The sequence below is a fragment of the Variovorax paradoxus genome (assembly GCF_024734665.1).
Lineage (GTDB): Bacteria > Pseudomonadota > Gammaproteobacteria > Burkholderiales > Burkholderiaceae_C > Variovorax.
In genome coordinates this window covers 5,438,589-5,456,914 of the sequence record NZ_CP102931.1, presented here as the reverse complement: position 1 = coordinate 5,456,914, position 18,326 = coordinate 5,438,589, and the positions used below count along the sequence as shown (strand labels likewise).

The window sequence follows — 18,326 nt, the reverse complement described above, 5'->3', positions numbered from 1 at the left end:
CTTATGTGCGAAATCGCACAGACCAATTTCCTCGACTTTCCTAACGTGCCGAGCAATCACGGGAGGAAAATCCATGCCAAAGCAAGTCATCCACAGCGCGACCATCACTCTGAAACTGCCGATCGATACGAGTGCTGAAGAAGAGGCGGCAGCGTTGCGGGCCGCTGGCATTCCCATCGACGCAATCGGTAATGCAGCGTCCGGCTTTCTGTTCGTTCGGTGCACGAAGGATTGGAAAAACCCGACCAATATCTTTCGCTGGTTTGCCACCGACATAGGGCAAGTCGCCCTATAACCGAGGCGCTTGGCCGTCCTTTTCTCCTCCTCCAGGCACCGGAGGCCGTCCGCGCTCGGTCTAGGCCGCAGCGCGCCAAATATGTTCGCCACCGCACAGACAGTTCCACCCCGGCCAGCTAACGATGGCATGCACGCCCGTGAAGCAAAAGCGGGCGGCATCCATTGGATGAACCCGGCGAAAGCCATCGAGGTCCCGGAACATGCGCAACTTTCTCACCAACAACCGGGAAGAGCTGGTTTCACGGTGCAAGTCGAAGGTTGCACTGAGGCCCCGGCGGGCCGCCACTGAACATCAGTTGGCGAACGGCATCCCGTTGTTCCTCGAGCAGCTGATAAGAACCCTTGCGGCCGAAGAAGACGACAAACCTGCCGAGAGCGTCAGGATCTCGGGACCATCGGGCGGAGACTCGCTGGCGCTGTCGGAAATGGGGGTGACCGCCACCGCCCATGGCAAGGAGCTGCTGAAGCTGGGGTACACAGTCGACCAGGTCGTTCACGACTACGGCGACCTTTGCCAGGCGATCACGGACCTGGCCTTCGAGCGCGACGCACCGTTCGCCATCGGAGAATTCCGGACGCTGAACCGGTGCCTGGACAACGCCATTGCCGATGCGGTCACCGAATTCAGCTTTCAGCGGGATACGCAAATCGCCCACCAGCAGAGCCTCGACGCGACGGAGCGTTTCGGGTTCCTGGTTCACGAGTTGCGCAATTCCCTGGGCACGGCAACCCTTGCGATTCACGCCCTCGAACTCGGCAACATGACGGTGGGCGGCGCCACCGGAGCCGTGCTGAAGCGCAGCCTGTCTGCAATGGGCGAGCTGATCAGCCGGGCGCTCGCCGAGGTGCGCAGCGGCGCGCCGGAGCAGCGACAGACATTTTCCGTGGCCTTGTTCATCAAGGAAGCTGAAACCGCAGCCCAGCTCGTTGCAAGCGCCGCGGGTTGCGCCTTCGAGGTGTCACCCGTCGACTCCCTGCTGGCCATCCGGGGAAACCGGGAGCTGCTGCTTGCTGCATTGGCAAACCTGCTGCAGAACGCATTCAAGTTCACGCACCCGCACACCGACATCGCCTTGAAGGCCTATGAGCTTGGCGAGCATGTCCTGATCGAAGTCGAAGATCACTGCGGAGGGCTGCCGCCGGGAATCGCCGCCAAGATGTTCGCCCCCTTCAACCAGCACAGTCATGACCGGTCGGGCCTGGGCCTGGGGCTTTCCATCGCCCGCCAGAGCGTCGAGGCGGACTTCGGCACATTGACCGTGCGGGACGTGCCCGGCACCGGTTGCGTCTTCACGATCGCACTGCCGCGCCACTCGCTCCAGTGACCGGCACTGCGTCGTTCCCTGCCCCAGAAGGATTCGCCATGGACATTCAATTGCTGATGCGGATCGAACGCATGACGCAGCCTCGGTGGCTCACGTTGTCTGCGGATGTTGCTGCGGCAAAACGGCTGGTTGCCAGCGGCATGATTGAAGTGACTCTTGAAGTGCAATGCGGGCCGAGAGTATTCGCGACGGAAGCAGTGCATGTCCACGCGATCACCCGCGAAGGCGCCTTGGCCATCGCCAGCGAAAAGTCCTGCGCGCGGAAGAAAACGGTGCTCCCGACACCGTGATTCGCGCTGAACGGTCGGGTATTCGCGAGAAGCCGATGTGTGCGATAGCGCACAAAAAATGCCGTCGCTGCCTATACTGAAGAAGACTCTGCGCCTGAACCCGGATCCCGATTCATCTCCAGAGCCGTCTGGAGGACGCGATGCCCGTTGCGATCGATCCGAGAAGAAACCATCTGCTGGCATCACTGTCCGATGCCGAATGGCAACGCTGGCGGCCGCAACTCGAAGCGGTGGAAATGCCGTTGGGTCAGGTGTTGTATGAGTCGGGCATTGCACTGAGCCATGTCTACTTTCCAACCAGCGCCATCGTCTCGTTGCTGTACGTGATGGAGAACGGCGCCTCGGCTGAGATCGCCGTGGTTGGCAACGAGGGCATTGTCGGCATCTCGCTGTTCATGGGCGGCGAATCCACGCCCAGCCGCGCCGTCGTGCAAAGCGCTGGGCAGGGCTTCCGGCTGAGGGCACAGGCCATCAAGGACGAATTCACGCGCCCCCCCATCCTCCACCTGTTGCTGCGCTACACCCAGGCGCTGATCACGCAGATGGCGCAGACGGCGGTCTGCAACCGACACCATTCCCTGGATCAACAGCTTTGCCGTTGGCTGCTGCTGAGCCTGGACCGGCTGGAAGGAAGCGAACTCCTGATGACACAGGAGCTGATCGCCAACATGCTCGGTGTACGCCGCGAGGGCGTGACCGAGGGGGCGCTCAAGCTGCAGGAGGCCGGTCTGATCCGCTACGCACGCGGTCACATTTCAGCTGAATCGACAAGGCCTGGAGCAACGCACCTGCGAATGCTATGCGGTGGTCAAGAAGGAATACGACCGGCTTCTGCCGGACAGGGTCGCGGCGTAGGCTGTCCGGGCGGTGGCGACCGGCATCTGCAGATGCCAGCACGTTGTGTTCGCTATCGAACAGTCGATTTTCGGCGCAGGTTGCAGACTTGTTCGGACTGCCAACGCACCGGAGGGCGAGATTGACCGCCGTCGAGAACCATCTGATCGAACTGCTTCCCGCGAAAGACCGGCGGCGCTTCCTCGCCATCTGCGAACCCACTCCATTGATCTTGGCCGACGTGCTCTGCTCGCCCGGCGAGTACACGCGCTACGCCTATTTCCCCACGGAAGGTTTCATTTCGCTGCTGACGCTGACCGGCGGCAGCCCCGAGCTCGAAGTCGGGATGGTCGGGCGCGAGGGCATGCTGGGCGCGCAAATCGTGCTGGGGGTGGGCACAACGCCCCTGCGTGCGGTTGTGCAAGGTGCGGGGACGGCATGGCGCGTCGACGCGGGTGCCTTCCGCAAGGAGCTCGAACGCAGCGCGGCCTTGCAGCGCGTGCTGAACCGCTACCTTTACGTGCTGATGGCCCAGCTGACAACCTCGGCCGCATGTCTTCGCTTCCACCAGATTGGCCCACGTCTGGCCCGGTGGCTGCTGATGAGCCAGGACCGCGCCCACCGCGACAGCTTTCGCGTGACGCATGAATTCCTGGCCTACATGCTCGGCGTGCGACGGGTAGGCATCACCGTGGCTGCCAACGCCTTGCAGCACAGCGGGCTGATCGCTTACCACCGTGGCGATCTCAAGGTGCTCGATCGCAGCGGCCTGGAAGCGGCAGCGTGCGGCTGCTACGCGGCCGATCGGAAGGCCTACGCCGACACGCTGGATTGACGCCAGCGGTCGGACAACCAGGCAATGCATTCCAGTTTGTTCGATAGCGAACAGACTGGAATGCGCCGCCTTGGTAACTTGATATCAAGCAAGCACCTAGGAGTGAATCATGAGCATTGGCACCATTCTTCTGATCATCCTGATCCTCGTTCTGATCGGGGCGTTTCCGTCATGGCCGCACAGCCGCAGCTGGGGTTACGGTCCGAGCGGCATTCTCGGCGTCGTCGTGCTCGTAGTGATCGTCTTGTTGTTGACGGGACGCCTCTAGGCACTGCGGTGCAAGCGAGTTCATCAACCGGCGACGTCAACCTGCATCGATGCGAGGATCTGCAATGCCCATGCAATTGCTCGAGCGGCTTTGCTCCGCAGATATGCCCATGACCATCGACGTGCATGAGGACATCGAGAAATGCGACTTGCTGCGCGCTGCAAGACTGATAGAGGCAGATCTTCCGCCGTTCATGCACTACCAGGGGCGAACAACTTACTCCGGTCAAGCCACGGTGATACGGGTGACGGCCAAGGGCGAAGAGGCCTTGAAGATGCGTGCTTGTTCCCTGTTGAACTCGACACAGCGCCCTGCCGATCTGGAGGCGTCGGACGCACGATAACGGGACGGGCTTGGCTGCTGCGCCAACAAGCTGACGCGGTGTCTACCTACAACAGGGCCTCCTCGAAAGCACGACCTTCTACAGGACGTTAGCAATGCGCCCCGCATTCGATATCGATATCCGCAGGAGGCTCCCCAAAATGACGCTTGCCGTTTTTATTGTGGAAGACGAGCCGTTGATCCAAGACAGCCTCAAGGTCGTGCTCGAGGGCTATTTGCAGGCAGAGGTCGTAGGGACCGCGCTCTCCGAGGCTGAAGCTGTGGCCTGGCTCCAGGCGAATGAAGAGGCATGGCAGCTTCTCGTCGTGGATCTGTTGCTGAAACAGGGAACAGGGCTCGGCGTGTTGGCCGCCCTTTCAGCGCTCGGCAGGAAGAGAGGGATCGTGGTGGCGTTGACCAATGCGGCTTCTCCAGACAACCGTGCGGAGTGCATTCGTCTGGGCGCCGATGCGGTCTTCGACAAGGCAGCAGAGGTCAATGAGTTCCTTGCCTATTGCGCTGCCGAGCATTGACGGGCGGTCGCATTGATGTCGCACCTGCAAGCGCAGATGGTTATTTGTATCCCTTCGTACAAGGGTGCACTCCGTCCGCCTACAGCCAGTTGCCATAAGCAATGAACAATCCCTCTCCATCATGGAACTGGAAAACTCAGATCAACATGGATTGGCGGCCCAGGCTGCCGAATGGCGCCGACGCGCACTCCGTGGCGATCGAGATGCCCGCGGCATTGCCCACGCGCTCGAAGTGGAAGTCCGACGACTTCGCGGCAGTGCTCCTGCAATGAATCACGAACTAGACACCCGCCCTCTCGCTATTTGGGCCGCTGCACGGCCCTGGTGGAAGCGTTGGTAAGGCGGCGGATCGGCCATTGCGCTCCCCTGTTTTTGAAAGAAGGCATCACGCTGCGCGGTCGCAGGGGTTCGACGGGTCGACTGCCAAGTTCTTGCCGGGAAGCCGAGCGGACTCGGCCATGGGGACGATCGATGTTCCACAGGCCCAATGTTGCGCGGTTCCTGGCGCCTTTTCACTGAGATCTTTGTACATCGGCCGCGATTGCGAGTGAGGTCGGAGGAAGACCCTCACGCGGAGGGAGCGTCCCCGTGTTTCCCCAATGGCGAGCGGAGAGTTCTCAGGCGTTCCTGTGTGGCTCTCAGGACGGATTCAGGAGACCAAGGGGGGCGGTGCAGTGGCATGGTCTTCCATCTCGGTGCAGAGGGTTTCGTCCAGTACCGGCATCAACCCGTTCATCAGCCTTGTCTCGACTGCAAGCACGACAGCGCGGTGCAGTGTGCTTGGCAGGATGCGTCCATTCAGATAGTCAAAGACCAAAGTTTCGGCAGCAAACAAGGAAAGTGACATGGCGCGGACCTATCGGACATGACGCCACAGTAGCAGTGCCCGCCGTCGAAGTCTGTTCGATACCGCGCCTATGCGTCACCGCCCAGGGTCTGGTCCAAACACCCGTCTACTCTCACTGCCCTGCATTGCCTCGAGGCCGTCGCCGACGAAGACTGGGGCGTGCCATGCGTTCTATGCCGTAGCGCGCGTTGACCAAGGCGGAGGGCCAAGTCGCAGCGGGCGCGCATGTTTGGTATCGCACAGACAAGACGCACTCGACCGTCTACAAATATGGAGCGCAAAAGGTCTTGCACACTTCGCCGGGCGCTTTAGCAAGCGCGCAGTGAATGCATTGCGACCTCCAATTTTGAGGGCAAAGAAAGGTTCATATGAACACGCTTTTCAATATCAAGACTTCGATTCTTGTTGTCGTCATGCTGGTACTGCCAATGGCACAGGCAGCGACGATGACCAAGGCCGAGTATCAGGCCGGCAAGACTCGCATCAGCGCGGACGTCAAGGCCGACAAGGCGGCGTGCGTCCCCTTGGCTGACAACGCCAAGGACATCTGCATCGAAGAAGCCAAGGCCAAGGAGAAAGTTGCGCGCGCCGAACTGGAGTACGGCTATACCGCCAAGTCCAGCGACCGGAACAAGGTGCTGGTTGCGAAGGCGGAGGCGGGCTATGCAGTCGCCAAGGAAAAGTGCGATGACCAGTCGGGCAATGCCAAGGACGTGTGCGTCCAGGAGGCCAAGGCTCTCAAGACCAAGGCGCTGGCCAACGCCAAGATGGGCAAGGAAATCGGCGAGGCCAAGGTCGACGCCAGCCAGGCAAAGCGCGATGCCGACTACAAGGTCGCTACCGAGAAGTGCGACAGTATGTCGGGTGATGCCAAGGCAAGTTGCGCGGCCGCCGCCAAGACAAAGTTTGGGAAGAACTGAATCCGGGGAGTGCTGAAGGATTCTTCACCGTGGAAGCCTGCAAGCCCAATGGTCTCTGGTCGACCACGACTGACTTGGTCGAGAGTGACATCGCGAGCCTCGCTCAACACATGAGGCAATGCGAGCGCGCACTTGGCCGTGTCCCGCGACTGCGATCGGCGGTGCAAACTGTGCGAATCGAGATCGGGGCGCACATCGTGACGTCGGCGTGCCTCGGGGGTGCCGTTGGGGCCTCCCTGGTGCTGGCGTTCGTTCACTTGGGATTCCTCTAGTTCCCTTTTTCTCGCCCTGGCTTGGCTGTCGATCGTGGATTTCCACGCTCGTTTGACCCACTGGGGATGCGGACAAAAACTGGACTACCAAGAGGTAGTTCATGTATTCATACGAAGACAGAATTCCGTGCACGGTGAGTCAGCGTGCGCTAAGTCGTTGATTTCTAAGAGGCCGAGTTTCGAGTTGGACGAGCATCGACATACGCTTCGTGTAGCGCGACATTTCGTCGGTCGCTCGCAGGTACTTCTTTGCGGTGTTGCGAGACAGGCCTGTGCGCCTTGCTATCTCGCAGGTGGGCATCGGCTTGCGTAGGGCCCAGCATCTGTCAGAGTTGCTTTCGAGCGCCTCGCGCGCGCCGCGATACCTAATTTGGGTGATGGACCGGTCCCCGCCGTGCCCTTAATATTTCGCGTAACAAATTGACATGAATCGAGAGTGACGGAGCTTTTCTAACGATTGAGAACGGGAGTGATCGATGGCCTGGTGGAAATGCATCCCCTGCACTCGGGAGGGAAAGAGCGGATGGCACGAGCTGGCCGAATATTCCGTCAGCACTCGCTGCCCAGTTTGCGCGACCTACATGCAGGGGCCTTTTCCTGAGGCTATCGATGCTCACGTCCTTGGGCTCATGCCGACCGCACCAAGGCGACCATCGATTGAGCAAATCAATTTGTTTTTCGAGAGAAACTATGGGCCAAAAGGCCCTGTCGATGCTCATACCGTCAATTTCCAGATGTTGAATGACAATCTGGTGATATGGCGAAAAGAGTTCGTTGAGCGCGTTCGGACCTTAAAGAATTCCATCAGCGAAGAACAGGCTTTGGGCCTTTGGGAATTGATGGTGGAGTGCTTCATCGAGAAGAAGATAGACAAAGCCTATGCTTTCCTGCAGCGCGCCAAAGCTCTGGGGTTGAAGCCGTTGGAAGCGGAAAGCCCGCGCGTGTTCTGGTCAGGTGCGGAGAGCCGCAAGAAAGCATATGAGGTCTCCCAACCACCGCCCGAAGCTACCGCTCTGGAAAAAACCGATATAGGGCAGCTGCTCGACAAGCTTTCATTGTTCAAAGCAGTCCCGTGGGAGCTTTCGACGCTTCTGTGGGCGCTGGTGTCCCGGTATTTCGGCATGGGAGCCAGCGGCGATATACATGTCTATATGGACGGCGGTTTTGCATTGGGCAATGTCTTTTGGAACGACGAGCTTCCAGTTCTCCGGCTTATGCAGCGCTACGGTGCTGTTCGATCAATCCTTATTCACATTTGGCACACCGAGGATCTTCGATGGATGCCAGAATTTTCAATTGATTCAGACCAGCTGCTGTTGGTTTTCGATAAATCTCGGAGAATCCCAGCCCCGACCATCGACAACCCGCAACAGACCCGAAGTTTCCGCTTTGAAAAACCTTACAGGCTGGCGAACTTTCGGCGGCTCTTCGAGCGCGCATTACAGCAGCCCGACAGGCTTCATCCCCTGGTCCTCTATAACTTTCGCAAAGAAACCGGCGTTTATGCCCGATTAATTCGAAAGGCCAGCGGAGTTGACATTTTGCTGTTTGAGTATGAGTCAGAACACAGAAAACTGATCAGGGTCTTTGCCGCGAACAGCCAGGATGCCATTGGCCGCATGACGAGCATCGAAGCCTTCATGATGGCGAACTACACCGCCTACGTACAGATCCCTTTCGAGTTGATCTGTTTCCCGGAAGCATTCATCGACGGGTCGGGACATGGAGGGAAAATTCTGGCGGTCAATTTCAACCCGGCAACCGGCTGGCGATACCGTCACGCCTTGATTGCACGTTTCCCTGAATCTGAGGGCTGGGGGTTGTTAGCTAAGGTGCACAGGCTGTTGCCTACTCTCGCATTGAAATATGCCGCCGGAGAAATGGATCTTGCCAAGAGCCGGAGACTGCTGGGAGAGCTGTTTGACGGAAAGATAGGCGAGTCGTCCGACCTCGGTCATCGTTTGCAGTGCCTGAGGATGTGCTTCGGCGGGCCAACTGCGTCTGCGAACCTTTATCCTGCCAAGCTCTGAGCACCAAATGATGAGGCGAGTCATCTCTCCTCTTGAGGCGAGAGACTTTCGTTGTCGGCCTTGGAGTTTCGGACAAGTTGAGGCGTACCTCATGCAGCGCAGGAAGGACGGGGCCTTCCGCTTTGTGTCGTGTCAGTCCACCTTGATGCTCGCAGCCTTGACCACTTGCTGCGCCTTGGCGGTTTCGTCGACGATGAACTTGTTGAACTGTGCCGACGGCATCGTGAACGGCTCGGCGCCGAGCTTCTCCAGCCGCTCTTTCAGCTCGGGCGACACCATGATCTTCGCGACCTCGGCCTGAAGCCGCTCCACCACGGGCTGCGGCGTTTTCGCCGGAGCGAAGAGGCCGACCCAGAACAAATACGCCGAACCCGGCACGCCGGCCTCCACGGTGGTTGGGGCATCGGGCAAGGCGGGCGAGCGCTGGGCGGTTCCCACGGCCAGCGCCTGCAGCTTGCCGCTCTTGATGAGCGGCAGCGCCGACACCATCGGCGCGAAGAACCAGTCGACGCGGCCCGACATCACTTCGGTCATCGCCTCGGGCGTACCGCGGAAGGGCACGTGCTGCGCATCGAGCCCGGCTGCGAGGCGGAACACCTCGGCGTTCATGTGCGTGGCCGAGCCATTGCCGGCCGATCCGTAGTTGAAGCTGCCCGGCTTTGCCTTGACCTTCGCGACCAGGTCCTGCACGTTCGTGAAATGCGCGGGCGCGGTGACCAGCACGTTGGGCAGGCTCGCCATCGGCGTGATACCGGTGAAGTCCTTGATCGTGTCGTACGACAGGCCCTTGTAGATCCACGGGTTCACGAGGTGCCCCGCTGAATGCACCAGCAGCGTGTACCCGTCGGCCGGTGACTTTGCCGTGATGGCCGCGCCCAGGGTTCCGCCCGCGCCGGGCTTGTTGTCGACGATCACGCTCGTGCCCAGCGCTGGTCCGAGCTTCTCGGCCACAAGGCGCGCGACGATGTCGGTGCCGCTGCCTGCCGTAAACGGCACCACCAGCTTGATCGGCTGCGTGCCCGGCCATGCGCCCTGCGCCAGCGCGCCGCTGCTGCCCAGCGTGCAGGCCGCGAGCGCCGCGGCCACGGTGAGCGCCTGGCGGCGGCTCCAGGGGAAAGTCTTGTTCTTCATGCGTCTTGTCTCCGTTGATTTGTTCGATGAGCGATGAATGACCGAAGGCGGCGCGAGCGCTAGGCCGGTGGCGCGTTCGGCATCACCAGAGCCACCAGCACCGGGCGGTTGCTGCGGTTTTCAAGCTGGCGTTTCTCGCCGGGCGCGAAGCGGCAGCTGTCGTACTGCTCGAGCACGTCTTCCTGGTGCGCGCCGTCGGTCTCGCCGACCACATGGAGCTGGCCTTCGAGCACGAGATAGAGCTTTTCCATCGGCGAGCCGTCGAGCCCGGTGTGGCCGCCGGGCAGGATCTGGCTCATGCCCATCCACATCTGCGTGGAGGGGCCGGCCTCCTTGCCCTGCAGGCGCAGGCAGCGCATGTCGAAATGGTTGGGCGCCTCGTAGTGCGGCGCTTCGTTGAAACGGGTCACATGCATGGCGGGTGTTCCTTGTGGTTTCAGGGGCGCAGCACGACGCGGTCGGTGCTGCCCGACAGCACCAGCCGGTAGGCGTCGATGGCTTCGTCGAGCGCGAAGTGGCGCGCCACGGGAAAGGGCTTCAGCGTGCCGCGCTCGAAGCCCTCGCGCATCGCGTCGAGCTGCGCGGTGGAGGCAATGCAGTCCATCGCCAGCGAGTCGATGCCCACGAAGGTGTGCATGCCGCGGTAGAACGCAAAGATGTCGAAGGGCACTGCGCGGTCGTGCGTGGCAATGAAGATCTGCGTCGCGCCCTTGGCCATCGCCTTGTTGGCGGCCTCGAAGTAGGCGCTCCCCACGGTGTTGTAGACGATGTGCGCGCCGCGCCCGTCGGTGAGTTCGCGCACTTGCGCACCCACGTCGGCGTGCTGGCGCACGTCGATCACGTCGACTGGCCCGCTCGCGAATCCGGCGAAGGGCCCGGCGCTGCGCTGCACTGCGATCACCCGCGCGTCAGCCTGCGAAGCGAGCTGCACCGCCGCCTGCCCGACCTTGCCGTTGGCACCGAGCACCAGCACCGTCTGGCCCGCCTGCGGCATGCCGCTGCGGCGAAAGCCTTCATAGGCGGTGACGAAAGGCACGCCCACCGCGCCGGCCTCGTCCATCGAAATGCCCTGGGGCTTGGCGCGCAGCGCAGCTTCGGGCAGCACCATGTAGCGGGCGTGCGAGCCGTCGCGCGTAATGCCGACGTCGCCGCCCGAGCCATAGACCTCGCGGCCGATCCATTCGACCGGACCGTTCACCACAGTGCCCGCGAAGTCGCGGCCCGGGGTGCGTGGCCACACGGCCTGCGGCATGATGCCCAGCGTCGCCTTCACGTCGCTCGGGTTCACCGCGGCGGCGGCGATGCGCACCACGGCGTGGCCGGGTGGCGGCGTGGGTTCCGGCTGCGGCGCGGCCTCGAGCCGCAGCGTGTCGAGGTTCGCGGCCTTCTCGCTCACACGCAATGCGCGGGAGCTGTGGGCCGGGTGCATGGCTGCGATGCTCATCGTTCAGCTCCTTGCATCCGGCAGGCCCAGCATGGCGCGCGCCTCGCGCGGGTTGGCGACTTCGCCGCCCAGGCTCAGCAGGATGCCGCGCGCCTTCGCCACGAGCTGCGCGTTGCTCTTGGCCAGCACGCTCCTCTCGAGGTAGATGTTGTCCTCCATGCCCACGCGCACATGGCCGCCCAGCAGCCAGGCCTGCGCGACGATCGGAAACTCCATGCGGCCGATTCCGAAGGCGCTCCAGAAGGCGCCCTGCGGCAGCATGTTGCGCGCATACAGCAGCGTCTCGGGCGTCGGCGCAAAGCCGTACTTCACGCCAAGCACGAAGGTCCACATGGCGGGGCCGTCGAGCGTGCCATCGGCGATCAGATCGAGGGCAAGGTTGATGTCGCCCGAATCGAAGATCTCCAGTTCGGGCTTCACGCCTGCCTCGCGGATCACCTTCGCCATGCGGCGCACGTTCTTCGGCGTATTCATCACCACGTCGGGCCCGGAGTTCATGGTGTTGAGGTCGAGCGAGCACACGTCGGGCTTGATCAGCGCGATGTGCTCTACGCGCTTTTCCGGCGGCAGCAGCGTTGTGCCTGGCGCGGCGATCTTCGGATCGTCCTCGCTCGGAATGAAGCGCCCGCCGGGGCCGGTCGTCAGGTTGATGATGATTTCGCGGTTCTCGCGGCGAATGCGATCGACCACCTCGCGGTAGAGCTCGACTTCCATCGATGGCTTGCCGGTCTCCGGGTGGCGCACGTGGATGTGCACCTGCGCCGCGCCGGCCTCGGCCGCGGCCAGGCATTCGTCGGCGATCTGCACCGGCGTGATCGGCAGGTGTGGCGTCTGCTCGGGCTTCACGAGGTTGCCCGTGACGGCGCAGGTGATGAGTGTCTTGCCGGTGCTCACAGGTGGCGCCCTCCATCGACCACGATGCGCGTGCCGGTGACGAAGCGCATGGTCGTTGCAAGCGCTTCGACCGTCGCGGCCACGTCGTCGGGCTTGCCGATACGCCCGAGCGGCGTGGTGCTGGCCATCTTGTTCGCGAACTCTGCGCCACGGCCGGGCACGAAACCCGACTCGACCGCGCCCGGCGACACCGACACCACGCGCACCGCCGGTGCCAGTGCCTTGGCCAGCGCGTCGCCGACCACGTCCAGCCCGGCCTTGGCCGCGACATACGCGAGGTTGCTGCCCACGCCGGTGAAGCCCGCGATGGACGAGATGTTGACTACCAGCCCGTCGCCGCTGGCCTTGAGCATCGGTGCAAAGGCGCGGATGGTCGCGAACACGCCGCGGAAGTTGGCGCGCACGATGTCGTCGATGAGCTCGTCGGTCAGCGCGTCGAGGTCGCCAGCCGGCACGGGTTGCGTATGGCCCGCGCTGTTGACCAGGATGTCGCAGCGGCCATGCGTGGCCTTCACCTCTGCGGCGGCGGCCTGCAGGCTCGGCGTGTCGACGATGTCTGCGCGGATGGCGCCGTGGCGCTGTCCTTGCGCGGAGGGCAGGGCGGCAGCACGCGCGGCCGCATCGTCGCCCTTGCGGTGCAGCAGCAAGCAGGTAGCGCCGAGCGCTGCGAGGCGGGTGGCCGTCGCGTAGCCGATGGCGCCGAGGCCACCGGTGATGACGGCGACCTTGCCGTCGAGTCTGGAAACAGGATCGAAGCTCATGGGATGAAGAGGAGTTGGGGAATCAAGGAATCGGTGGCCGGGGGAACTTCATCTCGCCCGGCTCGAGCTGGAAGTCGTACTGCAGCGTGGCGGCCTTGCCATCGGGCGCGAGCGCGAAGCGGCCGATCAGCCGGCGCGTCACGCCGAAGGTCGGGTCGCTCTCCAGGTTCTCGTCGTCATCGGCGAACACCTGCGTGATCAGCACCTTGTGGCCCGGCTTGCTCACCATGAAGTGCAGGTGCGCGGGTCGGTTCGGATGGCGCTGCTGCGCGCGCAGCAGCACGCCGCAGGGCCCATCGGTAGGCACCGGGTAGCCGGCCGGCCGCACGCTGCGGAAGTGAAAGCGTCCCTGCGCATCGGTGCTGAAGCGGCCGCGCAGGTTCATGTCTTCCTGTTCGGGGTCCTGGTTCTCGTAGAGGCCGATGGGCGAGGCCTGCCACACGTCGACCGTGGCGTCGGCCACGGGCTGGCCTTTGGCGTCGCGCACCGTGCCCGTCACCGCGAGCGGAATGCCCGGCGTGCCTGAGCGCGCGATGTTGTCGTCCGGCGCGCAGGCCGGCGAGTTCGCGCGCCAGAACGGCCCAAGCAGCGCGGCCGGCGATTCGCCGTGCGGATCCTGGTTGTTCTGCAGCGCCACCACGGTGGACACGCCGAGGATGTCGGCCGCCAGCACCACTTCGTTCTTGGTCTCGCCAGTGGCCTGGCCGATGGCGACGATGAATTCGAGCGCCTGCTCGAACTCTTCCTCGGTCAGCTTCACCTCCTGGACGAAGGCATGCAGGTGGCGGGTGAGCGCATCCATCACGGTGCGCAGCCGTGGGTCGGGCGTTCGCTTCATGGCGTCGAGCGCGAAGCCCAGCACCGAGTCGGGGGAGGTGGCGATGTTCATGGTGGGTCTCGTAGATTTCATGCAATCGTTTGCACGATATTACGCCAGATAGTCGAAAAGTAAAATGACCACATTCCGCAGGTCATGAATAGGAAAAGCCGCTCTCAAGGCCTGACACGTACGACAATCGTTTGCACAAATCCATGAGCACCAGCCCGACTTCCTCCCCCGTGACCATTCGCGACGTCGCCCGTGCCGCCGGCGTGCATGTGTCGACCGTGTCGCGCGCGCTCAGCCCCGAGAAGCGTTCGTTGATCAGCGACGAAGTGCTGCGCGTGGTGGAAGATGCGGCGCAGCGCCTGGGCTACCGGCCCAATCGCGCGGCCTCAGCCTTGCGAACGGGCCGCACCCACACCATCGGCGTGCTGGTGCCCGACATCACGAACGCGGTGTTCCCGCCGATCCTCCAAGGCATCGAGGCCAGCGCGGCGGCGCGCGGCTACTTCGTCTTCGTCACCAACGTGGTCGACCCCGCGCTGGCGCGGCCGGTGCTCGAACGCATGCTGGCGCAGCGCGTCGACGGCGTGATCCTGGCCACCGCCACGCGCGACGACCCGCTGGTCGACTTCGTCGTCAAGGCCGGCATGACCACGGTGCTGGTCAACCGCGCCGACGAAACCGGCCGCCTGCCGGCCGTGGTCAGCGACGACCGGCTCGCGATGAAGCTCGCGGTCGACCACCTCGTCAGCTTGGGCCACAAGCGCATCGCGCATCTCGCGGGGCCGCAGAACATTCCCACCGGCGTGGGCCGCTCGCTGGGCGTGGAGCAGGCCTTGCGCGACCACCGCATGAAGCCGTTTCGCGTGGTCGAGTGCGCGAGCTACAGCCGCGAGGCGGGCGCGGCCGCAATGAAGCAGATGCTCGCGGCCGGCGCCGCACCGCAGGCGGTGGTCTGCTGCAACGACCTCGTCGCGCTGGGCGCCTACGACGCGCTGCGCGAGGCGGGACTGCGCGTGCCGCAGGACATCTCGGTCACCGGCCACAACGACATGCCGCTGGTGGACATGGTCGATCCGCCGCTCACCACCATCCGCCTGCCGCACCGCGAACTTGGCTGGCGCTCGGCCGAGATGCTGTTCGCGGAGATCGACGGGGCGGCGATGTCGGCGTCGACCGTGGTGCTTCGGCCGGAGCTGGTGGTGCGCAAGTCGACGCGCGCGCCGGCTGCGCGCTGATCAGGGAGTCGATTCCAGGAATTTGCGTCCTTTTGCGCGCTGCGGGATAGGCTTCCCGCTCATGACCCGATTCCCGTTTGATCGCCCAGGCACGAGAATGGCCGGTAACACTTTCACTGACAAGAGTTACCGCCCTGCATGAAAAGCACCGCCCCGCAGCTCACCGTCACTGAAGAACGCCGCGCATTCGGCTGGGTCGATGCCCTGGTCATGCTGGCCTTGCTGGGTTTGTTCTGGAGCGCATTGCACTTCGGCAAGGGCATGCTGGTGCATTTCGATCCGGCCGCCGTGCCGCAGGTCGACAACTCGCCGGGCCTGATTCCGTACTACGCGGGCCGCACGCTGATGCGCATGTGGATCGCCTTCGGCTTCTCGCTGTTCTTCGCCATTTCCGTGGGCTACCTTGCGGCCAAGAACCGGACCGCGCGCGCCTTCATCCTGCCGGCGCTCGACGTGCTGCAGTCGGTGCCGGTGCTGGGGTTCCTGTCGGCAACGGTGACGGGGTTCATGGCACTGTTCCCCGGCAGCCTGCTCGGCGTGGAGTGCGCGGCGATCTTCGCCATCTTCACCGGGCAGGTGTGGAACATGGCCTTCGGTTTCTATCACTCGATGGTCACCGTTCCCACCGACATGCAGGAGGCCGCGTCGACCTACGGCCTGACCCGCTGGCAGCGCTTCAGGACGGTCGAGTTGCCGGCATCGGCGCACAGCCTGATCTGGAATTCGATGATGTCCTTCGGCGGCGGCTGGTTCTTCGTCGCGCAGAGCGAAGCCATCAGCGTGATGAACAAGGACATCAAGCTGCCGGGCCTGGGCTCGTACATGGTGCAGGCGATCTCGAACGGCGACAAAACGGCCGCGCTGTGGGCGGTGGTGGCCATGATCGTGTTGATCCTGGCCAGCGACCAGCTGGTCTGGCGCCCTTTGCTGGCGTGGGCGGACAAGTTCAAGATCGAGCTGACGGGGTCGACGACCCCGGCAACCTCGTGGGTCTACAACCTGCTGCGCGGCGCCTACCTGTTCACGTGGATCAGCGAACGCCTCTGGCGCCCGTTGCTCGACAAGGCGTTCCAGGCGCGGGCTCCGATGGCGCGGATGCCGGTGAGGCTCAAGGCGTCGTGGAAGAAGCTGCTCTGGCGGGTGGTGGGCATCGTGCTTTCCATCTGGATCGGCATCGAGCTTCTCAGGGCCGTGGCGGCGGCCACTGCCGCGCTGCACGGTGCGCTGTCTTTGGCCGACTTTGGCCACATCGTCTGGCTTGGCTTTCTTACGGCCCTGCGCGTCGCTGCCATGACAGTCCTGGCTACGCTGATCTGGACGCCGGTCGGTGTGTGGATCGGGTTCCAGCCGCGCGTTGCGCGATTCGCCCAGCCGCTGGCGCAGATCGGTGCGTCGTTTCCCGTGAACATGACGTTCCCGATCGTCGTCGGCTTCTTCGTGGCCAGCCACATCAGCCTCAACTGGGGCAGCATCCTGCTCATTGCCATGGGCACGCAGTGGTACATCCTGTTCAACGTGATCGCCGGCGCCATGGCGATTCCGAACGATTTGAAGGAAGCCGGGCGCGTCTACGGCCTGCGCCGCTGGAGCCTGTGGCGCACCCTGATCCTGCCGGCGATCTTCCCGTTCTGGGTGACGGGCGCCTGCACGGCCGCCGGCGGCGCATGGAACGCCAGCATCGTGGCCGAGCTCGCCACATGGGGCGGCACGAGCCTGCAGGCGGATGGCCTTGGCGCGTACATCGCCAACGTCACCAAGATGGGCGATACGCCATTGATCATCGCGAGCATCGGCGTGATGTCGATCTTCGTCGTGCTGATGAACAAGCTCATCTGGCGCCGGCTGTATGCCTTTGCCGAGCGCCGATTCAGATTGGACTGAACATGAACACTCCCACGCCCTTATTAAAGGAGCCGCCCGTGCCGGTGGCCGAACTCCGTGCCGTCACCAAGACGTTCATGACAGCGGGCAACCATGAGCTCAAGGTGCTCGACAACATCGACCTGGCCGTCAGCGAAGGCGAGTTCCTTGCGCTGCTGGGGCAGTCGGGCTCGGGCAAGTCGACCATCCTGCGTTGCCTCACGGGCCTGATCGTGCCGACCTCGGGCCGGGCGCTGGCCAACGGCAAGCCGCTCAACGGCGTGAATCCCGATGCCTCGGTGGTCTTCCAGACTTTCGCGCTCTACCCGTGGCTCACCGTCGAGCAGAACGTGGCGGTGGGCCTGATGGCCAGAAAGATCGGCCGCGCCGAGCGCGACGCGGCTGTCGATCGGGCGATCGAGCTCATCGGCCTGGGCAACTACCACTCGGCCTTTCCGCGCGAGCTGTCGGGCGGCATGCGGCAGCGGGTGGGCATCGCGCGTGCGCTGGTTTCACAGCCCAAGCTGCTGTGCCTGGACGAGGCCTTCAGTGCGCTTGACGTGCTGACGGCGGAGAACCTCCGGCAGGAGCTGATCAGCCTGTGGCGCGACCCGGGCGGCGACCTCAGCTCGGTCTTCATGGTCACGCACAACATCGAAGAGGCTGTGGAGATGGCCACGCGCATCGTGGTCGTGTTTCCGCGCCCGGGGCGCATCGGCCTCGTGCTGGAAAACAAGCTGCCCTATCCGCGCGACAGCAAGGACCCCGAGTTCCAGCGGCTGGTCAGCGTGATCCACGAGTGCATCACCACGATGACGCTGCCCGACCTGCCGCCGGAGACGCCTGTGAAGGGAGAGCCCATCTCACGTGCGCGCACCCGCATGGAATCGATCCCGCTGGTGCCGGTGGGGCAGATCCTCGGGCTGATGAGCATCCTCAGCGACTCGCCGGACCTGTCCAACATCTACGACATTTCCGACGAGATCGGAAAGGAGTTCGGCGAGACGATCGCCATTCTCAAGGCGGCTGAAATCCTCGAGTTGATCGATACGCCGAGGCAAGAGGTGCGCTTCACCGAGCTCGGCCGGAAGTTCGTCGCTGCCGACCGGCTCGGAAAGCGCGCGATCTTCGAGGAACAGGTTTTCAAGCTGCGGCTGTTCCACATCATCATCGCGCTGCTCAAGGAATACGAAGAGGTCGAGGCCGAGCGTGTGATCAAGGACATCGGCAGCGCCTTGCCGTACGACAACCCGGAGAAGATCTTCGAGACGATGATCGCCTGGGGCCGCTACGCGGGCCTGATGGACTACAACGCCAAGACCGGCATGGTGTTCGTGCCGGAAGACGGGGATGCGGTCGAAGACGCGCACATCTGACGACCTCCGCCGCAACCCGAATCA

General features: G+C 63.2%; 20 protein-coding genes and 1 pseudogene. 14 read left to right on the top strand and 7 right to left on the bottom strand.

Annotated elements, in window-relative coordinates:
* Positions 1-73 precede the first annotated feature (73 nt).
* The 9 genes and pseudogenes from NWF24_RS25825 to NWF24_RS25785 all read left to right on the top strand — a co-directional run bounded on the left by NWF24_RS25825 (position 74) and on the right by NWF24_RS25785 (position 4,975).
* Complete coding sequence (locus NWF24_RS25825) at positions 74-295, top strand: hypothetical protein (RefSeq protein WP_258351036.1); 222 nt, start codon at positions 74-76, stop codon at positions 293-295.
* 202 nt (positions 296-497) lie between these two features.
* A complete protein-coding gene (locus NWF24_RS25820) occupies positions 498-1,622 on the top strand; it encodes a sensor histidine kinase (RefSeq protein ID WP_258351035.1) in 1,125 nt (374 codons plus the stop codon).
* 38 nt (positions 1,623-1,660) lie between these two features.
* The gene (locus tag NWF24_RS25815; protein ID WP_258351034.1) at positions 1,661-1,912 is read left to right on the top strand and encodes a hypothetical protein; all 252 of its coding nucleotides are present in this window, start codon (positions 1,661-1,663) and stop codon (positions 1,910-1,912) included.
* Positions 1,913-2,052: 140 nt separating this feature from the next.
* Positions 2,053-2,767, top strand: a pseudogene (locus NWF24_RS25810) (Crp/Fnr family transcriptional regulator).
* 121 nt (positions 2,768-2,888) lie between these two features.
* Positions 2,889-3,581: a Crp/Fnr family transcriptional regulator gene (locus tag NWF24_RS25805; protein WP_258351033.1), complete on the top strand. Its 693-nt coding sequence runs from the start codon at positions 2,889-2,891 to the stop codon at positions 3,579-3,581.
* A 109-nt stretch (positions 3,582-3,690) separates the two neighbouring features.
* Positions 3,691-3,849, top strand: a complete 159-nt coding sequence (locus NWF24_RS25800; protein WP_258351032.1) for a DUF3309 domain-containing protein — start codon at positions 3,691-3,693, stop codon at positions 3,847-3,849.
* Between the two features lie 109 nt (positions 3,850-3,958).
* Complete coding sequence (locus NWF24_RS25795; protein ID WP_258351031.1) at positions 3,959-4,192, top strand: hypothetical protein; 234 nt, start codon at positions 3,959-3,961, stop codon at positions 4,190-4,192.
* Positions 4,193-4,331: 139 nt separating this feature from the next.
* The gene (locus NWF24_RS25790) at positions 4,332-4,703 is read left to right on the top strand and encodes a response regulator (RefSeq protein ID WP_258351030.1); all 372 of its coding nucleotides are present in this window, start codon (positions 4,332-4,334) and stop codon (positions 4,701-4,703) included.
* A gap of 146 nt (positions 4,704-4,849) precedes the next feature.
* Positions 4,850-4,975: a hypothetical protein gene (locus NWF24_RS25785; RefSeq protein ID WP_258351029.1), complete on the top strand. Its 126-nt coding sequence runs from the start codon at positions 4,850-4,852 to the stop codon at positions 4,973-4,975.
* A 377-nt stretch (positions 4,976-5,352) separates the two neighbouring features.
* On the opposite strand, the gene NWF24_RS25780 is transcribed toward NWF24_RS25785, so the two are convergent.
* Positions 5,353-5,550 carry a hypothetical protein gene (locus NWF24_RS25780; RefSeq protein ID WP_258351028.1) on the bottom strand — a complete coding sequence of 66 codons (198 nt, stop codon included), beginning with the start codon at positions 5,548-5,550 and terminating at the stop codon, positions 5,353-5,355.
* 368 nt (positions 5,551-5,918) lie between these two features.
* Here NWF24_RS25780 and NWF24_RS25775 point away from each other — a divergent pair, with 368 nt between their 5' ends.
* Positions 5,919-6,470, top strand: a complete 552-nt coding sequence (locus NWF24_RS25775; RefSeq protein WP_258351027.1) for a hypothetical protein — start codon at positions 5,919-5,921, stop codon at positions 6,468-6,470.
* A gap of 748 nt (positions 6,471-7,218) precedes the next feature.
* Positions 7,219-8,772, top strand: coding sequence for a hypothetical protein (locus NWF24_RS25770; RefSeq protein ID WP_258351026.1), 1,554 nt, complete (start codon positions 7,219-7,221; stop codon positions 8,770-8,772).
* A gap of 132 nt (positions 8,773-8,904) precedes the next feature.
* On the opposite strand, the gene NWF24_RS25765 is transcribed toward NWF24_RS25770, so the two are convergent.
* From NWF24_RS25765 to NWF24_RS25740, 6 genes are read right to left on the bottom strand one after another with little or no spacing between them, the layout of a single operon-like run.
* Entirely contained in the window at positions 8,905-9,903 is a 999-nt protein-coding gene (locus tag NWF24_RS25765) for a Bug family tripartite tricarboxylate transporter substrate binding protein (RefSeq protein WP_258351025.1), read from the bottom strand.
* A 59-nt stretch (positions 9,904-9,962) separates the two neighbouring features.
* Positions 9,963-10,319, bottom strand: coding sequence for a cupin domain-containing protein (locus tag NWF24_RS25760; protein ID WP_258351024.1), 357 nt, complete (start codon positions 10,317-10,319; stop codon positions 9,963-9,965).
* A 20-nt stretch (positions 10,320-10,339) separates the two neighbouring features.
* Positions 10,340-11,347 (bottom strand): quinone oxidoreductase family protein, encoded by a 1,008-nt coding sequence (locus tag NWF24_RS25755; protein WP_258351022.1) that lies wholly within the window; start codon positions 11,345-11,347, stop codon positions 10,340-10,342.
* A gap of 3 nt (positions 11,348-11,350) precedes the next feature.
* The gene (locus NWF24_RS25750; RefSeq protein WP_258351021.1) at positions 11,351-12,241 is read right to left on the bottom strand and encodes a 3-keto-5-aminohexanoate cleavage protein; all 891 of its coding nucleotides are present in this window, start codon (positions 12,239-12,241) and stop codon (positions 11,351-11,353) included.
* Positions 12,238-13,002 carry an SDR family NAD(P)-dependent oxidoreductase gene (locus NWF24_RS25745; protein ID WP_258351020.1) on the bottom strand — a complete coding sequence of 255 codons (765 nt, stop codon included), beginning with the start codon at positions 13,000-13,002 and terminating at the stop codon, positions 12,238-12,240. The genes NWF24_RS25750 and NWF24_RS25745 overlap by 4 nt, the downstream gene beginning before the upstream one ends.
* A 22-nt stretch (positions 13,003-13,024) precedes the next feature.
* Positions 13,025-13,891, bottom strand: a complete 867-nt coding sequence (locus NWF24_RS25740; protein WP_258351019.1) for a dioxygenase family protein — start codon at positions 13,889-13,891, stop codon at positions 13,025-13,027.
* 143 nt (positions 13,892-14,034) lie between these two features.
* On the opposite strand from NWF24_RS25740, the gene NWF24_RS25735 reads away from it, so the two are divergent.
* From NWF24_RS25735 to NWF24_RS25725, 3 genes are all read left to right on the top strand, one after another.
* Entirely contained in the window at positions 14,035-15,066 is a 1,032-nt protein-coding gene (locus NWF24_RS25735) for a LacI family DNA-binding transcriptional regulator (RefSeq protein ID WP_258351018.1), read from the top strand.
* A gap of 138 nt (positions 15,067-15,204) precedes the next feature.
* On the top strand, positions 15,205-16,947 hold the full coding sequence (locus NWF24_RS25730) for an ABC transporter permease (RefSeq protein WP_258351017.1): 1,743 nt from the start codon (positions 15,205-15,207) through the stop codon (positions 16,945-16,947).
* A 2-nt stretch (positions 16,948-16,949) separates the two neighbouring features.
* The gene (locus NWF24_RS25725) at positions 16,950-18,302 is read left to right on the top strand and encodes an ABC transporter ATP-binding protein (RefSeq protein ID WP_258351016.1); all 1,353 of its coding nucleotides are present in this window, start codon (positions 16,950-16,952) and stop codon (positions 18,300-18,302) included.
* The last annotated feature ends 24 nt before the right edge of the window (positions 18,303-18,326 follow it).

Bases quoted from the DNA above. Each gene is read 5' to 3' on its own strand.
- NWF24_RS25820 (WP_258351035.1), top strand. From the start codon at position 498: ATGCGCAACTTTCTCACCAACAACCGGGAAGAGCTGGTTTCACGGTGC.
- NWF24_RS25775 (WP_258351027.1), top strand. From the start codon at position 5,919: ATGAACACGCTTTTCAATATCAAGACTTCGATTCTTGTTGTCGTCATG.
- NWF24_RS25730 (WP_258351017.1), top strand. From the start codon at position 15,205: ATGAAAAGCACCGCCCCGCAGCTCACCGTCACTGAAGAACGCCGCGCA.
- NWF24_RS25735 (WP_258351018.1), top strand. From the start codon at position 14,035: ATGAGCACCAGCCCGACTTCCTCCCCCGTGACCATTCGCGACGTCGCC.
- NWF24_RS25770 (WP_258351026.1), top strand. From the start codon at position 7,219: ATGGCCTGGTGGAAATGCATCCCCTGCACTCGGGAGGGAAAGAGCGGA.
- NWF24_RS25755 (WP_258351022.1), bottom strand. From the start codon at position 11,347: ATGAGCATCGCAGCCATGCACCCGGCCCACAGCTCCCGCGCATTGCGT.
- NWF24_RS25785 (WP_258351029.1), top strand. From the start codon at position 4,850: ATGGATTGGCGGCCCAGGCTGCCGAATGGCGCCGACGCGCACTCCGTG.
- NWF24_RS25760 (WP_258351024.1), bottom strand. From the start codon at position 10,319: ATGCATGTGACCCGTTTCAACGAAGCGCCGCACTACGAGGCGCCCAAC.
- NWF24_RS25780 (WP_258351028.1), bottom strand. From the start codon at position 5,550: ATGTCACTTTCCTTGTTTGCTGCCGAAACTTTGGTCTTTGACTATCTG.
- NWF24_RS25800 (WP_258351032.1), top strand. From the start codon at position 3,691: ATGAGCATTGGCACCATTCTTCTGATCATCCTGATCCTCGTTCTGATC.
- NWF24_RS25825 (WP_258351036.1), top strand. From the start codon at position 74: ATGCCAAAGCAAGTCATCCACAGCGCGACCATCACTCTGAAACTGCCG.
- NWF24_RS25815 (WP_258351034.1), top strand. From the start codon at position 1,661: ATGGACATTCAATTGCTGATGCGGATCGAACGCATGACGCAGCCTCGG.
- NWF24_RS25740 (WP_258351019.1), bottom strand. From the start codon at position 13,891: ATGAACATCGCCACCTCCCCCGACTCGGTGCTGGGCTTCGCGCTCGAC.
- NWF24_RS25765 (WP_258351025.1), bottom strand. From the start codon at position 9,903: ATGAAGAACAAGACTTTCCCCTGGAGCCGCCGCCAGGCGCTCACCGTG.
- NWF24_RS25745 (WP_258351020.1), bottom strand. From the start codon at position 13,002: ATGAGCTTCGATCCTGTTTCCAGACTCGACGGCAAGGTCGCCGTCATC.
- NWF24_RS25725 (WP_258351016.1), top strand. From the start codon at position 16,950: ATGAACACTCCCACGCCCTTATTAAAGGAGCCGCCCGTGCCGGTGGCC.
- NWF24_RS25795 (WP_258351031.1), top strand. From the start codon at position 3,959: ATGACCATCGACGTGCATGAGGACATCGAGAAATGCGACTTGCTGCGC.
- NWF24_RS25790 (WP_258351030.1), top strand. From the start codon at position 4,332: ATGACGCTTGCCGTTTTTATTGTGGAAGACGAGCCGTTGATCCAAGAC.